This window comes from Roseicella sp. DB1501 (genome assembly GCF_013112485.1).
GTDB lineage: Bacteria > Pseudomonadota > Alphaproteobacteria > Acetobacterales > Acetobacteraceae > Paracraurococcus.
This window is the reverse complement of the sequence record NZ_JABFHG010000010.1, coordinates 99,138-114,494: the sequence shown is the minus strand read 5'-3', so window position 1 is coordinate 114,494 and position 15,357 is coordinate 99,138. Positions and strand designations below refer to the sequence as shown.

6 protein-coding genes are annotated in these 15,357 nt (G+C 71.0%); all 6 read right to left on the bottom strand.

The window, feature by feature from the left end; genetic code table 11:
- Nucleotides 1-82: 82 nt before the first annotated feature.
- The 6 genes from malQ to HJG45_RS19355 all read right to left on the bottom strand — a co-directional run bounded on the left by malQ (nucleotide 83) and on the right by HJG45_RS19355 (nucleotide 14,959).
- A complete protein-coding gene (gene malQ / locus HJG45_RS19380) occupies nucleotides 83-2,119 on the bottom strand; it encodes a 4-alpha-glucanotransferase (RefSeq protein WP_171614057.1) in 2,037 nt (678 codons plus the stop codon).
- 13 nt (nucleotides 2,120-2,132) lie between these two features.
- Complete coding sequence (gene treZ, locus HJG45_RS19375) at nucleotides 2,133-3,929, bottom strand: malto-oligosyltrehalose trehalohydrolase (protein WP_171614055.1); 1,797 nt, start codon at nucleotides 3,927-3,929, stop codon at nucleotides 2,133-2,135.
- Nucleotides 3,926-6,031, bottom strand: a complete 2,106-nt coding sequence (gene glgX / locus HJG45_RS19370; RefSeq protein WP_171614053.1) for a glycogen debranching protein GlgX — start codon at nucleotides 6,029-6,031, stop codon at nucleotides 3,926-3,928. The genes treZ and glgX overlap by 4 nt, the downstream gene beginning before the upstream one ends.
- 185 nt (nucleotides 6,032-6,216) lie before the next feature.
- On the bottom strand, nucleotides 6,217-8,379 hold the full coding sequence (gene glgB / locus HJG45_RS19365) for a 1,4-alpha-glucan branching protein GlgB (protein WP_171614051.1): 2,163 nt from the start codon (nucleotides 8,377-8,379) through the stop codon (nucleotides 6,217-6,219).
- Nucleotides 8,376-11,741, bottom strand: coding sequence for a maltose alpha-D-glucosyltransferase (treS, locus tag HJG45_RS19360; protein ID WP_254452642.1), 3,366 nt, complete (start codon nucleotides 11,739-11,741; stop codon nucleotides 8,376-8,378). The genes glgB and treS overlap by 4 nt, the downstream gene beginning before the upstream one ends.
- Entirely contained in the window at nucleotides 11,741-14,959 is a 3,219-nt protein-coding gene (locus HJG45_RS19355; RefSeq protein WP_368040639.1) for a maltotransferase domain-containing protein, read from the bottom strand. Before HJG45_RS19355 ends, treS begins: the two co-directional genes overlap by 1 nt.
- Between the last annotated feature and the right edge of the window lie 398 nt (nucleotides 14,960-15,357).

Below are 15,357 nucleotides of genomic sequence, written 5' to 3'. Positions count from 1 at the left end.
GCCAGGGAGAAGCACCGATGCGGCGGTCACGGCTCCCTCACAAAGTCGCGCGGCACAAGGTCGCGTGGAAGCGCCAGCGCGCTCAGTGCGGCGGGACGTGCGGGCGGGCGCGCGCGAAGCGGTCGAGCCGCTGCGCCACTGCCGGGTCATCGAGCAGCTTGCCGGCATCGCCGGCGAGGCGGCGGCGCCAATTCGGATGCTGCTCCACCGTGCCGGGCAGGTTCGGCTGCTCGGGCAGGGCCAGCGCGTCCTCGAGCGGCAGGATGGCGAGCGCGCAGGCGGCGCTGCCGACATGGGCGAGCGCGGCATCGACCACCGTCGTGGCCGCCGCTTCCGCCGGCTGGTCGCCGCTCGCCGCGCCGCTCTCGAGGAAGGCGGTCCAGAGCGCGGCGCGATCCTCCTCCCGCCGCCGCTCCTCGCCCGCCACCGTCTCGGCATCGGGGAAGAGGCCGAGACGGGCGCGCCAGCCGATGTCGCGGCCCTGCCACCAGCCGACCACGGTCGGCAGGTCATGCGTCGTCGTCATCGCCGCGGCGTTGCGCGACCAGTCCTGCGGCGGCCGGAAACGGCCATCCGTCTCCTGCTCGAACCACAGCACCCGCATCCCGAGGATGCCCGCCTGCTCCATGCGGTCGTAGAAGCCCTCCGGCAGCGTGCCGAGATCCTCGCCGATGACGATCGCCCGGTGGCGATGCGATTCAAGGGCGAGCAGCCGCAGCAGGTCGTCGATCGGATAGCGCAGATAGGCGCCCTCGGCCGGACCGGCGCCGCGCGGCACCACCCAGAGCCGTTGCAGCCCCATGGCATGGTCCACCCGCACGCCGCCGGCATGGCGGAAGGCGGAGCGGAGCAGCTCGAGATAGGCACCGAAGCCACCCGCCGTCATCTCGAGCGGCGAGAAGGCGGTCAGCCCCCAATCCTGGCCGAGCGGCGAGAAGATGTCAGGGGGCGCCCCGACGGTCACGTCCGGCAGGATGGCGCGCTGACGCGACCAGGCATGGCTGCCGCCGCCATCCGTGCCGACGGCGAGATCGGCGATGAGGCCGATCGGCATGCCGGCCTCGCGCGCCGCCTGCTGCGCGGCGCCGCGCGAGGCGTCTGCCAGCCACTGGCAGAAGGCGTGGAAGGCGATCTCGGCGGCATGGTCACGGGCGAAGCGCACCACGCCGGGACTGTCCGGCGCCGCGAATTCGGCCGGCCAGTCGCGCCAGTGCCAGAGGCCGGGATCCCGCGCCAGCAGATGCGCATGCAAGGCCTCGAAACGGGCATGCGCCTCGAGCGTCGCGCCGGCCTCGCTGCGATAGGCGACGAAATCCGGATGGTCGCTGGCCTCGGCGAAGAGCCGCCGCAGCCGGGCCAGCTTGCGCCGCGCCGCGGCAGGCCAGTCGATCAGCGCATCCTTCGGCCCTGACTCATCCGGCTGGGCGCCGAGGACCGCCGCCGGATCGGCATAAAGCGTGTTGAGATAGATGCGCGAGGAGGGGGAGTAGGGGCCGTATTTCCCCGGATCGGCGGCGAAAAGCGCATGCGCCGGGCTGACCGCGATGGCGGCGCAGCCGCGGCGCCCGGCGGCATGCGCCAGTGCCGCGACGCCGCCGAAATCGCCGATGCCCATGTCGCGCGGCGAGCGCAGGGAATAGATCTGCGCCGCCAACGCCCAGGGCAGGCTGCCGCCATGCGTGGCGGCGCCGAGATCGGCCAGGGTCAGGCAACGCGGCGGCGCCGCGGCGACGATGCAATGCGCATCGTCGAGATGCAGCCGGTGGTAGCCCGGCGTGGAGATGCCGGGCAGGCGCGGCTCGCCGCCCCAGCCGCGTTCGAGATGCCCCTCCACCCGGTCACCGCCCTCGATCTCCAGCCGGAAACGCTGGCCGACCGCGGCGCCGGGGATGTGCACGCCGTCCGGGCCGATGGTCATGGTGATCAGCGGCGGCAGGCGCTCGGCCAGCGCCTTGAGCGTCGCCTGCGCCTCGCCGGCATCGAGCGGCACGCCGATGGAGGCGAGCACGGCGCGCAGAGTCTCGGGCGCGACGTGCTTCTCCTCGCCGCGCACGTCACGCCAGGCGGTGGCGATGCCCACCGCCTCGGCCATGTCGCGCAGCTCCTGGTCCGTGGTCATGCCAGTCCCTTCGTCATCCGCCCGCCGCCGGTGGCGGCGACAGCAGGGCGATCGTGCAACGCGGCAGCAGCGTTCCGGTGGCAAGCCTGCCGGCGGCCCCGGAAAGACCCTCGAACAGCGTCTCGCCGCCCGCGCCGTCAGGCAAGGTGCAGGGAGCCGGCGCCTCGCCGAGATTGACGGCGAGGGTCAGGATGCTGCCATCGCCGAGGCGCCAGCGGGCCAGCACCGCCTTCTCCCCCACCGCCTGTGCGCCGAGGGCGCGCGCGCCCGGCAAATGCGGGACGATCCGCTCGCGCCGCAGCGCGAGCAGCCGCCGGTGCAGCGCCAGCACCGCATCATGCGGCGGCCGGCTCGCCTCCCCCGGGTCGGGGATGGAGTCGCGGAAGGTCTGCTCGGCATTGGGGTCCGGGATGCGCTCGCGCCGCGCCGGATCCTGGAAGGCGGCAAACTTGGCGAATTCCTTGCGCCGCCCGGCGGTGACCAGCGGCGCGAGCTCGGCATTGTGGTCGGTGAAGAAGAGGAAGGGCGCGCTGGCGCCCCATTCCTCGCCCATGAATAGCATCGGGATCTGCGGCGAGAGCAGCAGCAGCGCCGTCGCCGCCGCCAGCGCCTGTGGCTCGGCGAGGGCCGTGAGCCGCTCGCCGAAGGCGCGGTTCCCCACCTGGTCGTGGTTCTGCAGGAAGAGCACGAAGGCGGTCGGCGGCAGATGCGCCGAGGGCTCGCCGCGCTTCTCGCCGAGATGGGCGCTCACCTGCCCTTGGAAGAAGAAGCCCTCGGCCAGCACCTTGGCCAGCTTGGTTGCGCCGTCCTCGGCGAAATCCTCGTAATAGCCTTCGCGCTCGCCGGTCAGCAGCGGGTGCAGGATGTTGTGGCCATCATCGTTCCACTGGGCATCGAATTCGCCGGCGGGGCGCAGGTGATGCGCGCCGTTGCGCTCGTTCTCCAGCACCAGATGCACATGCCGGTCGGGGATCTCGCGCCGGATGCGGGCGGCGAGCGCGTCGAGCCAGGACTCCTCGGCGATGGCGTGCACCGCGTCGAAGCGCAGCCCGTCGAAGCGGTACTCGTTCAGCCAGTAGAGGGCGTTGTCCTCGAAGAAGCTGCGCACCGCCGGCTTCTTGAAGTCGATCGCGGCGCCCCAGGGAGTGTGGATGCCCTCGTCGAAGAAGGTCTTCGCATAGGCGTGCAGATAGGCGCCGTCCGGGCCGAAATGGTTGTAGACGACGTCGAGGAAGACCATCAGGCCGAGGCCGTGCGCGGCGTCGATCAGGGACTTCAGCGCCTCGGGCGTGCCAAGCGTGGCATCCGGCGCATAGGGCAGCACGCCGTCATAGCCCCAGTTCCGTTGGCCCGGGAAAGCGTTGATCGGCATCAGCTCGATGGCGGTGACGCCGAGTTCGGCGAGCCGCGGCAGCGCCGCCTCGACGCCGGCGAAGCCGCCCATGGTGCCGGCATGCAGCTCGTAGAGCACCGTCTCGTGCCAGGGCCGGCCCGTCCAGCCTGGCTGCCGCCAGGCATAGGCGCGGGGGTCGAGGACCACCGAGGGGTCGTGCACGTCGCCCGCCTGCAGCCGCGAGGCCGGGTCGGGCACGGCGAGGTCGGGCGAGACCCGGAAGCGGTAGCGGGCGCCGGCGCCGACGGCTGCGACCGCCTCGTGCCAGCCCTCCTCCTGCGCCGTCATCGGCTGCGGCGCTTGCCCTTCGACCTCGAGCGCCACCTCGGGCGCATCCGGCGCCCAGAGGCGGAAGCGCGTCCGGCCATCCGCGAGCAGCGTCGCGCCCCAGGCGGTTTCCTGCGCGAAGCCGCTCATGCCGCGGGCAGCCGCGCCGCGAGCAGAACGGCGCCGTGCGGCGCGACAGGGACGGCCTCATCCAGCACCGGCCGCTCCTCCGCTTCCGGATGGCCGCTGTCCAGCACCAGGGTCCAATCGAGCCGCGGCGCCGGCAGGGCAAAGGCATGCCCGGCGCTGTTGGCATTCAGCAGCAGCAGCGTCACCTCGACGCTGCCATCCTCGGCAGCAGCGGCGCGGCGCAGCGCGAGGGTGCGCCCCTCGGGATCGTTCCAGGCCTCGGGCGTCATGGCTCTTCCGTGCTGATCGAACCATGCAATGTCGTTCAGGCCGGGCCGGAGTTCCGTGACGCCGTGCAGGAAGATCGGCGGCCGCAGCGGGGCGAGGCGCCGCCGCAGGCCGATCAGGCGGGTGGCAAAGCGCTGCAGCGCCAGCGCCTCCGGCGTCGCCGCCCGTTCCCAGTCCACCCAATTCGTCTCGTTGTCCTGGTTGTAGGCGTTGTTGTTGCCCTTTTGGGTCCGCAGCATCTCGTCGCCGGCGAGGAGCATCGGCGTGCCGGCGGAGGCGAAGACGGTCAGCAGCATCGCCCGCAGCACCGCATGCCGGACGGCGAGGATCTCCGGGTCCTTCGTCTCGCCCTCGACACCCCAGTTGCGGCTGCAGTTCTCGCCGTGGCCGTCCCGGTTGTCCTCGCCATTCGCCTCGTTGTGCTTCTGCTCGTAGGAGACGACGTCGAGCAGCGTGTAGCCGTCATGCGAGGCGGCGTAGTTGACGCTCGCCCAGGGCCGGCGCCGGCGATGGTCGAAGAGCTCGGCCGAGCCGGTCAGCCGCGCCGCCAGCTCGGCCCGCATGCCGCGGTCGCCGCGCCAGAAGCGGCGGATGCCGTCGCGGAAGCGGTCGTTCCATTCGGCGAAGCCGGGCGGGTGGTTGCCGAGCTGATAGCCGCCCGGGCCGATATCCCAGGGCTCGGAGATCAGCTTGACGCGGGAAAGGACGGGGTCCTGACGCACCGCGTCGAAGAAGCCGCTGCCGGGATCGAAGCCGGTGCCCTCGCGGCCCAAAATCGTTCCGAGATCGAATCGAAAACCGTCGATGCGGTACTCCGTCACCCAGTAGCGCAGGCTGTCCATGACCATCTGCAGCACGCGCGGATGGCTGAGGTTGACGGTGTTGCCGGTGCCGGTGTCGTTGATGCAGTGCCGCTCGTCGCCCGGCATCAGCCGGTAGTAGGAGGCGTTGTCGAGGCCGCGCCAGCACAGCGTGGGGCCGAGCTCGCTGCCCTCGCAGGTGTGGTTGTAGACCACGTCCATGATGACCTCGATCCCGGCGCCGTGCAGGCGGCGCACGGCCACCTTCAACTCGTTGCGCATCCAGGATTCGATCAGGTAGCGCGGCTCCGGCGCGAAGAAGGCGAGGGTCGAGTAGCCCCAGTAATTCCGCAGGCCCTTGGCGACGAGGAAACGGTCCTGCAGGAAGGCTTGGATCGGCAGCAGCTCGATGCTGGTGATGCCGAGCCGCTGCAGGTGCTCGATCACCCGCGGATCGGCCAGCGCCCGGAAGGTGCCGCGCTCGCGCGGCGCGATATCCTCCCGCCGCATGGTCAGGCCGCGGACATGCGCCTCGTAGATGACGGTGCGGTCCCAGGGCACGCAGGGATTGCGGTCGTCGCCCCAGGCGAAGCTGTCATCGACCACCACGCATTTCGGCATGGCCGGGGCGCTGTCGCGCCGGTCGAAGGACAGGTCGGTGCGGCCGCCGCCTGGCCGGTAGCCGAGTAGCACGTCCGACCAGCGCAAATCGCCATGCAGCTGCTTCGCATAGGGGTCGAGCAGCAGCTTGTGCGGGTTGAAACGGTGGCCCCGGCGCGGCTCGTAGGGACCATAGGCGCGGTAGCCGTAGATCTGCCCGGGCCGCGCCTCGGGCAGGTAGCCGTGCCAGACCTCATCGGTGCATTCCGGCAAGGGCAGGCGGGCAATTTCCCGCCGCCCGGAGGGATCGAAGAGGCAGAGATCGATCCGCTCGGCATTCGCCGAGAAGACGGCGAAATTGACCCCGAGCCCGTCCCAGTTCGCCCCCAGCGGGTCGGGCCGGCCGGGATGCAAGCTGTTCGGAATGGGCGGCATACTATCCCTTCGGGCTGGACGTTCCATGCCCCGACCCGCCCTGCCGTCCCAGGCCTGCGGCCCGGAAGGGCAAGGTCAGGCGCTAGAGCATTTTCCGTTCACCTGCGTTCACGGCAAATGCTCTAGCCTGTTGTTTTCAGAGCATCTTCACCTGTTCGAGTGTTTCCATTCGAACGGGATCTGCTCTAGCTGCCGCCCTGCGGCACGAGGACAAGAACGGCGAGCGGCGGCAGGAACAGGTTGAGGCTTTCGCCGTAGCCGTGCGCCGGGATCGCCTCGGCCGTGATCCAACCACCGTTGCCGCTGTTGGTCCCGCCATAGGCGGCACCGTCAGAGTTCAACATCTCGTGCCAGGCGCCGCCGCGGGGAACGCCGATCCGGTAGTCGTGGCGCGGCAACGGTGTCATGTTGCAGACGACGAGGGCCGGCGGATCATCCGCGCCGCCGAAGCGCAGATAGGCGAAGACGCTCTGCGCCCGGTCGTCGCCGACCACCCAGCGGAAGCCCTCCGGCGAGGCATCCAGGCGGTGCAGCGCCGGCATCGCGCGATAGGCGGCGTTGAGGTCGCTCACCAGGCGCTGGATGCCGCGATGCCCGGCATCATCGAGCAGCGGCCAGGCGATGCTGGCATCGTGGTTCCACTCGGCCGGCTGGGCGATCTCGCCGCCCATGAAGAGCAGCTTCTTGCCGGGATGCGTCCACATGAAGCTCAGATAGGCGCGGAGATTGGCGAGCTTCTGCCAGGTGTCGCCCGGCATCTTCCCGAAGAGCGAGCCCTTCCCGTAGACCACCTCGTCATGGCTGAGGGGCAGGATGAACTTCTCGCTCCAGGCATAGACCAGGCCGAAGGTCATGCTGTCGTGGTGGTACTGCCGGTGCACGGGATCCTGCTCGATGTAGTGGAGCGAATCGTGCATCCAGCCCATGTTCCATTTGTAGTCGAAGCCGAGGCCACCTTCGCCGGTCGGCCGGGTCACGCCGGGCCAGGCGGTGCTCTCCTCGGCGATGGTGACGGCGCCAGGGCAGCGTTCCGCGACGACGGCGTTCATCTCCTGCAGGAAGGCGACGGCCTCGAGATTCTCCCGCCCGCCAAAGCGGTTCGGGATCCACTCGCCAGCCGGGCGGGAGTAGTCGCGGTAGAGCATGGAGGCCACGGCATCCACGCGCAGCCCGTCCACATGGTAGTGCTCCAGCCAATGCATCGCGCTGGCGAGCAGGAAGCCGCGCACCTCGTTGCGGCCGAAATTGTAGATCGCCGTGTTCCAGTCGCGGTGGAAGCCCTCGCGCGGGTCGGCATGCTCGTAGAGCGCGGTGCCGTCGAAGCGGTAGAGGCCATGCGCATCGGTCGGGAAATGCGCCGGCACCCAGTCGAGGATGACGCCGATGCCGGCGGCATGGGCGCGGTCGACGAACCGGGCGAAGCCTGTGGGCGGGCCGAACCGGGCGCTGGGCGCGAACATGGAGAGCGGCTGGTAGCCCCAGGAGCCGCCGAAGGGGTGCTCCATGATGGGCAGGAATTCGAGATGGGTGAAGCCCATGCCCTGCACATAGGGCAGCAACCGGTCGGCCAGCCGGTCCCAGTCGAGCGATTCGCCATCCGCGTCGCGCCACCAGGAGCCGGCATGCACCTCGTAGATCGAGATCGGCGCGCCCGGCGCCTGCGCCGCGCCACGCCGCGCCATCCAGGCCTCGTCCGTCCAGGCGAAAGGCGCTGGATCGAGGACGCGGGAGGCGGTGGCGGGCGGCAATTCCGTTGCCTGGGCGATCGGGTCGGCCTTCAGCGGCAGCAGCGCCCCGTCCGGCCCGACCAGCTCGTACTTGTAGACGGCCCCGGGCTGCAGGCGCGGGATGAACAGCTCCCACACGCCCGCTTCCGGCCGCAGCCGCATCGGGTGGCGCCGCCCGTCCCAGCCGTTGAAGTCGCCGACGACCGAGACGCGGCGCGCATTCGGCGCCCAGAGCGCGAAGCGCACGCCGGGCACCCCCTCCACCTCCATCGCCTGTGCGCCGAACACCTTGGCCAGTTCGAAATGCCGGCCCTCGCCGAAGAGATGCAGGTCGAGCGCCCCGAGGAGCAGGCCGAAGGCATAGGGGTCCTCGGTCTCCTGCGTCAGCCCCGGCCACTCGATCCGCAAGCGATAGGGCACCTGGCGCGACACCCGGCCGGAGAAGAGGCCGGCCGGATGCACCTTCTCGAGCCGGCCGATCTCCTCGCCGCCGTCGCGCGCCAGCACCACGACGCTGCGCGCCCCGGGCTGGAAGCTGCGCACCTCGCCATCATGCGGACCGAGGAGGGAGAACGGGTCGCCGTGGCGACCCGCGGCCAGCGCGTCATAGGACTGATTCATGCAGTGATCCGCTCCGCCAGGGAGGCAAGGCCACGCAGCGGCACACCGATCCAGGCCGGACGGTTCGCCGCCTCGTAGCGGATTTCGTACGCCGCCTTCTCGATCAGGAAGAGATCGAGCAGGGCAGCCTCGGCGTCCGCTGGCACCCAGGGATTGGGCGCGGCGGCCTCCGCCGCGTGATAGGCCTCGAGGAAGGCGTGCTCGGATTGCTGCTGCCAGCGGGCGATCAGCGCCGTGCGCCGCTCGGTGGGCGCGGCGGCCGAGGCGCCCGAGCCCTCCGTCGAGTTCGCCACATGCGCCACGTAGTCGAAGCTGCGCAGCAGGCCGGCGACGTCGCGCAGCGGGCTGCCCTTGGCGCGTCGCTCGGAGAGCGGCCGCGCCGGCTCGCCCTCGAAGTCGACGATGACGGCATCGCCCTGCGCCACCAGCACCTGGCCCAGGTGGAAGTCGCCATGCACACGCGTCTTCAGCGCGCCCGCCGCCGATTGCGCCAGCCGGTGCGTCGCCGCGCGCAGCGCATCGGCCCGCGCCAGCAGCCGCTCGGCGAGCGGGGCGATATCCTCCGGCAGCTCGCGCGAGCGCAGCAGCTCGAGCGCCGGATCAAGCTGTTCCAGCGCCCCCTTCGCCCAACCCTCGCGGTCCTGCTCCGTCGCCGTCTCCGGTGCGAAGGCCGGCTGGTCGGTCGGCTGCGCCAGGGCCGCGTGCAGCTCGCCCAGCCGGCGGCCGAGCGCGCCGGCGAAGGCCAGATAGCCGGCGAAGGGATCCTCCGGCGGCGTTTCGGTCAGCGCCGCCTCATCCACGGCCCGGCCAAGCCAGTCGAGCGTCCAGGCCCAGCCATCGCCCTGGTTGCGGACGAAGCCCTGGGCCAGCATCAGCGTGTTCGGCGTGCCATCCGGCGCGATGCGAACCACCTCGCCGAGCAGCGGCGCCGTATTGGCGAAGCCTGCCTCGGTCAGGTAGCGCGTCATCTCGGCTTCCGGATGGATGCCCGGATTGATGCGCCGGATGATCTTCAGCACCACCTGCTCGCCGTAGATGAGCGAGGAGTTGGACTGCTCGGCCGAGAGCCGGCGGATCTCCGGCGCTTCCGGCAGGGTCAGCTCGGCGAGGCGCGAGGTGGACCGGAAGTGGATCTCGCCGTCATCGGTCTTCAGCACCGGGCCATCGCGCAGCGCCTGCAGGATGGAGGGCGGGAGCCGGTTGTCGGCGAAGGCGTCGGTCAGGAAGCCGACCCGCCGACCCTGCCGCAGCCGCGTGAGGGCGAGCTGCGCCGGCAGCGGTCCGATGCCGTCGGTGTCCTCGACGCCGCCGAGCGGCAGCGCGTAGCGCTCGACCCGGCCCGGCAGCCTGGCCTCGACCTCGGCCATGACCACCGCGCCCTTCGCCTCGGGCAGGGCGGCGATGGCGGTCAGGCGGACGCCTTCCAGCGTCTCGCCCTTGGCGGCGAACCAGCGCCGCTTCGGGAGGTAGGCGGGCAGGATGTCCCGCTCGATCTCGCCGCGAACGGCGTCGCCAAGGAGTTCCTTCACGTCGGCCTTCAGGACAAGGGTTCGGAGGTCAGGCAACGGCTCGGGCGAGGGGGCGTGCCAGGGCGGCAGCGCCTTCTCGGTGGCAAGGACGAACCAGTAGAAGCCATAGGGCTGCAGGGTCAGCAGGTAAGGAAGCTGGCCGATCGGCGGGAAGCTCGTGCCACCCAGCATCTCCACCGGCACCTGCCCGCTGCAGGCGGAGAGGTCGAGCTCTACCGCCTGCGCCGAGCGGGAGAGGTTGAAGACGCAGAGGATGGTGTCGCCGTCGTATTCCCGCAGATAGGCCAGCACCTTGCGGTTCGCCGGATAGAGCAGCCGCATGCTGCCGCGGCCGAAGGCGCGGCTGCGCTTGCGCACCGCCAGCATGCGGCGCATCCAGTTCAGCAGGCTGTGCGGGTCGCGCGACTGCGTCTCGACATTCACCGCCTGGTAGCCGTAGAGCGGGTCCTGCAGCACCGGCAGGACCAGCGCCGCCGGATCGGCCTTCGAGAAGCCGCCATTGCGGTCGGGCGACCACTGCATCGGCGTGCGCACGCCGTCACGGTCGCGCAGGAAGATGTTGTCGCCCATGCCGATCTCGTCGCCGTAATAGATCACCGGCGTGCCGGGCATGGAGAGCAGCAGGCCGTTCATCAGCTCGATGCGGCGGCGGTCGCGCTCGAGCAGCGGCGCGAGCCGGCGGCGGATGCCGAGATTGATGCGCGCCCGCTTGTCGGCGGCATAGGTGTTCCAAAGATAGTCCCGCTCCCGGTCGGTGACCATCTCGAGCGTCAGCTCGTCATGGTTGCGCAGGAAGATCGCCCACTGGCAGCCATCCGGGATGTCGGGGGTCTGCCGCAGGATGTCGGTGATCGGGAAGCGATCCTCCTGCGCGATGCCCATGTACATCCGGGGCATCAGCGGGAAGTGGAAGGCCATCTGGCATTCGTCGCCGTTGCCGAAATATTGCTGCGTGTCCTCCGGCCACTGGTTGGCCTCGGCGAGCAGCATGCGGCCCTGGAAGCCCTGGTCGAGCTTGCTGCGGATCAGCCGCAGCACCTCATGCGTCTCCGGCAGGTTCTCGTTGTTCGTGCCCTCGCGCTCGCGCAGATAGGGCACGGCGTCGAGCCGCAGCCCGTCGATGCCGATATCGAGCCAGAAGCGCATCACGTTCAGCACTTCCGACAGGACGCGCGGATTCTCGAAATTCAGGTCCGGCTGGTGGCTGTAGAAGCGGTGCCAGAAATACTGCCCGGCCACCGAATCGAAGGTCCAGTTGGACTTCTCGGTGTCGAGGAAGATGATGCGCGTGCCGTCGTATTTCTGGTCCGTGTCCGACCAGACGTAGTAGTTGCGGTGCAGGGAGCCGGGCGGCGCGTTGCGGGCGCGCTGGAACCAGGGATGCTGGTCGCTGGTGTGGTTGATGACCAGCTCGGTGATGACCTTGAGGCCGCGGGCATGCGCCTCCCGCACGAAGCGGCGGGCATCCTGCAGCGTGCCGTAGCTCGGGTTCACCCCGCGATAGTCGGCGATGTCGTAGCCGTCGTCGCGCAGCGGGCTCGGATAGAAGGGCAGCAGCCAGAGCGTGTCGACGCCGAGCTCGGCGATGTAGTCGAGCTTCTGCAGCAGGCCGGCGAAATCGCCGACGCCGTCGTCGTTGGCGTCGAAGAAGCTCTTCACGTGCAGCTGGTAGATGACCGCGTCGCGGTACCAGAGCGGGTCGCGCGGATGCGTCGTGGCCCGCGACGCCGAGCCCGGCCCGCGGCGCGGCGGCGCGGCGGCCGGCTGGGCGGCCGCGCGCAGTTCGGACATGGAGGGGCTGAGATCCCGCCCGTCATCGCTGCGACGGGACATCACAGGCCCCCCGCCGGTCGCACCCGCCAGATCCCGAAGGGCAGGCCGCCGGGATCGAGCCGAAGCCGCTGCACTTTGCCGTGCCAGGTGAACTGCCAACCCGTCATCAAATCCTCCGCCTCCAGCGCCGCATGATCCGGCAGCCCCCATTCCCAGAGCGGCAGCTCGACCGCCGCCTCCTGGACGTTGTGCGGGTCGAGGCTGACGGCGCACAGCACCACGTTGCTCCGGTCCGCGGTGGCCTTCCGGTACCACAGGACCTGTTCATTGAAGGCGTTGTGGAAGGCGATGCCCAGATGGGTCTGCAACGCGGGGTTGGCGCGGCGGATCATGTTCAGGCGGGTGATCTCGTCCACGATGTCGCCAGGCCGCCGGTCCGGCCAGACGCGGATCTCGTACTTCTCCGAATCCAGGTACTCCTCCCGCCCCGGCAACGGCGTCGCCTCGCAGAGCTCGAAGCCCTGATACATGCCCCAGAGACCGGAGAGGGTGGTCGCCAGGAAGGCGCGGATGAGATGGCCGCCGCGGCCGCCGGTCTGCAGGAAGGGCGGGTTGATGTCGGGCGTGTTGACGAAGAAATGCGGGCGGAAGAAGTCGCGCTGCGCCGTCGTCGTCAACTCGGTCAGGTATTCCTGGATCTCCGGCTTGGTGTTGCGCCAGGTGAAGTAGGTGTAGGACTGGCTGAAGCCGACCTTGGCCAGCCGGTTCATCACCTTCGGCCGGGTGAAGGCCTCGGCCAGGAACACCGCATCCGGGCATTGCGCGCGGATATCGGCGATCAGCCATTCCCAGAAGGGGAAGGGCTTGGTGTGCGGGTTGTCCACGCGGAACAGCCGCACGCCCTGATCCACCCAGAAGCGCACCACGTCGCGCAGCGCCGTCCAGAGCGAGGGAACGGAACCCTCGTTGTAGAAATCGACGTTGACGATGTCCTGGTACTTCTTCGGCGGATTCTCGGCGTAGCGGAGCGAGCCGTCCGGCCGCCAGTCGAACCACTCGCGGTGCTGCTGCAGCCAGGGATGGTCCGGGCTGCACTGGATGGCGAAGTCGAGCGCCAGCTCGAGCCCGTGCTCCTTCGCCGCCGCGACCAGGCGGCGGAAATCCTCCAGCGTGCCGAGCTGCGGATGGATGGCGTCGTGCCCGCCCTCCTCCGAGCCGATGGCATAGGGGCTGCCGGGGTCGTCCGGCCCCGGCGTCAGCGTGTTGTTGCGCCCCTTGCGGAAAGCCCGGCCGATCGGGTGGATGGGCGGGAAGTACAGCACGTCGAAGCCCATTGCCCGGATATGCGGCAGGCGGCGGATGACGTCGTCGAAGGTGCCGTGCCGCGTCGCCTCGCCGCTCTGGCTGCGGGGGAAGAGTTCGTACCAGCTGGCGAAGCCCGCGCCGGTGCGCTCGGCATCGAGCGGCATCTCGGGGCTGCGGGCGCGGAAGGGGCGGTCGTCGGCCTCGGCCATGAGGCGCGCCGTCTCGGGCGCCATCAGCAGCGTCAGCCGCTCCTGGTCCGGCGCGCCCTGGAGGCGCTCGGCGAGGCCGGTCAGCGCGCCGCCGGCCCGCTTGCCGGCCTTGGTCACCAGGATGCGGCCTTCCTCCAGCTCGAGGCCGATCGGCACATTGGCCGCGTGCTTCTTCTCGAGCTCGTCGCGGAAGGTGGCGAAGGCGTCGCGCCAGGTCTCGACGGCGAAGAGGTAGCGCCCCATCCGCTCCAGCGGGAAGCGCGCCATCCAGCGGTCGTTGCCGAGCGGCACCATGCGGGTCTCGGACCAGGCCGTCTCGTCGACGGCGCGCCAGAGCAGGACGGCGCCGAGCTTGTCATGGCCGTCGCAGATCAGGTCGCAGGTGACCTCGACCACCTCGCCGACCGTGCGCTTGACCGGGAAGCGCCCGCCATCGACCGCCGGCGTCACCGCCTCGATGCCGATGCGCGGCGCCGCCGCGGCGGCCGCGACATCCGGCGCCGGCGTGGCCGCGGCGGCGGTGAGGATCGGCCGCGGCGGCTCCGCGGCATAGAGCCGCACCTCGCCGGCGCCGAGCTGCACCGTCGCGCCGGGCGCCAGCAGCCCGGCCGTCGCCGGCGAGACCGGGCGGAAGCGGGCGAAGGCGGCGCCGGCGCCGGGCAGCAGCGTGGTGAGCGCGACGCTGGCGCCGTTGTGCAAATCCGGATTGGCCAGGACCAGCGTCGCCGCCTGGGCCTCGCGCACATCCGGCGTGGCCGCGCGCAACAGCGCCACGACCGGGCCGCCGGGGCCGGCGAGGGGCCGCAGCTCCGCCTGCGTCATCACGCGGTCGGACAGCATGGCATTCGCCGCGCGCAGCTCGGCCGAGAGGTCGAAGCCGGCATGGTCGCGCAGCCAGTCCCAGTCCCCGGGCCGGTCGCGCGCCGGGTCGAGCGGCCGGCGGGCGCCGTATTCGAAGCCCATCGGCACCAGGATGCCGCTGCCGATGCCGCAGGCGAGGCGAAGCTGGCGCTGCGCCTCCCGCTCGGCGCTCCAGCTATCCGCGTTGCGGGCGGCGAGGCGCGGGCCGAAGGGGGGCTCCACCGTGGCGATCACCGGCGCGATGGCGGCGAGGCGCGCGGCCTCCTCGGTCAGCCAGCCGCCCTTCAGGTCCCACCAGCCCAGGCTGTCGAAGACGGCGGCGAAGCCGGCCTCGGCGAGCGGCGCCAGCGCGCCGGCCGGCACGCCGGCCGTCCAGGCGAGGAAGCGGCATTGCGGCAGGGCGGCCGTCAGCCGCCGCCACAGCGCGACGGGGACCTGGTGCGGGGCGTTGCAGCGAAAGCCGACGATGCCGGCCTCGGCGAAGCCGCGAAGCCGCTCCTCCCACCAGCCGCCGAGCGCCTCGGCGACGGCCGGATCCTCCCAGCGCGGGCGCACGGTGCCCTGCTCGGGCGGGGCATGCCGCGGGTCGGGCAGGCCGGACGGGCCATCTCCCTCGAACCAGGCGCGGTGCTCGGCGCGCATGGCGCCCTCGGCGGCGACGCGGTCGAGCACGATGTCGAGATAGAGGGCCAGGCCGGCGGCCTTCGCCTTGGCGGCAAGCTCGGCGAGGGTCGCGGTCGCGTCGCCGCTGGCCTCGAGGATGGGATGCGGCGCGCCCGGATCGGCCAGGTGGAAGATGTTCCCGGTGGGGCCGGCGGCGAAGGGCGGGGCGATCAGCGCCGTATCGAAGCCGAGCTCCGCCGCGCGCGCGAAGGCCCCATCCCACCTGGGCAGTGCGCCCACCAGGAGGGGATGCAGCAGATAGATGCGGGGCGCGGGCGGCCCGGCCACGGGCGTCGGCGCAGGCGCCGCGGCAGGAGATGACGCAGGCGCCGCGGCAGGAGATGACGCAGGCGCCGCGGCAGGCGCCGGCGTGGGCGTCGCGGCGGGTTTCGGCGCGGGCACCGCCTCGGCTGTCGCCGCGGGTGCCGTCATGGGCGCTGCCGCAGGTGACGGCGCGGGCGCCGTCACGGATGTCGCCGCAGGCGCCGCTGCTTTCGGCTTGCTGCCGCGTCGTGCTGCCATAGTGTCCCCCGTAGCCATGTCCGGCGCGAAACGCCCCGACACCCGATCGGCGCCATCACGGAGATTCACGGATGCGCGAGATGTGCGCCAGAGGGGGCCGGCATGAAACCGGCATG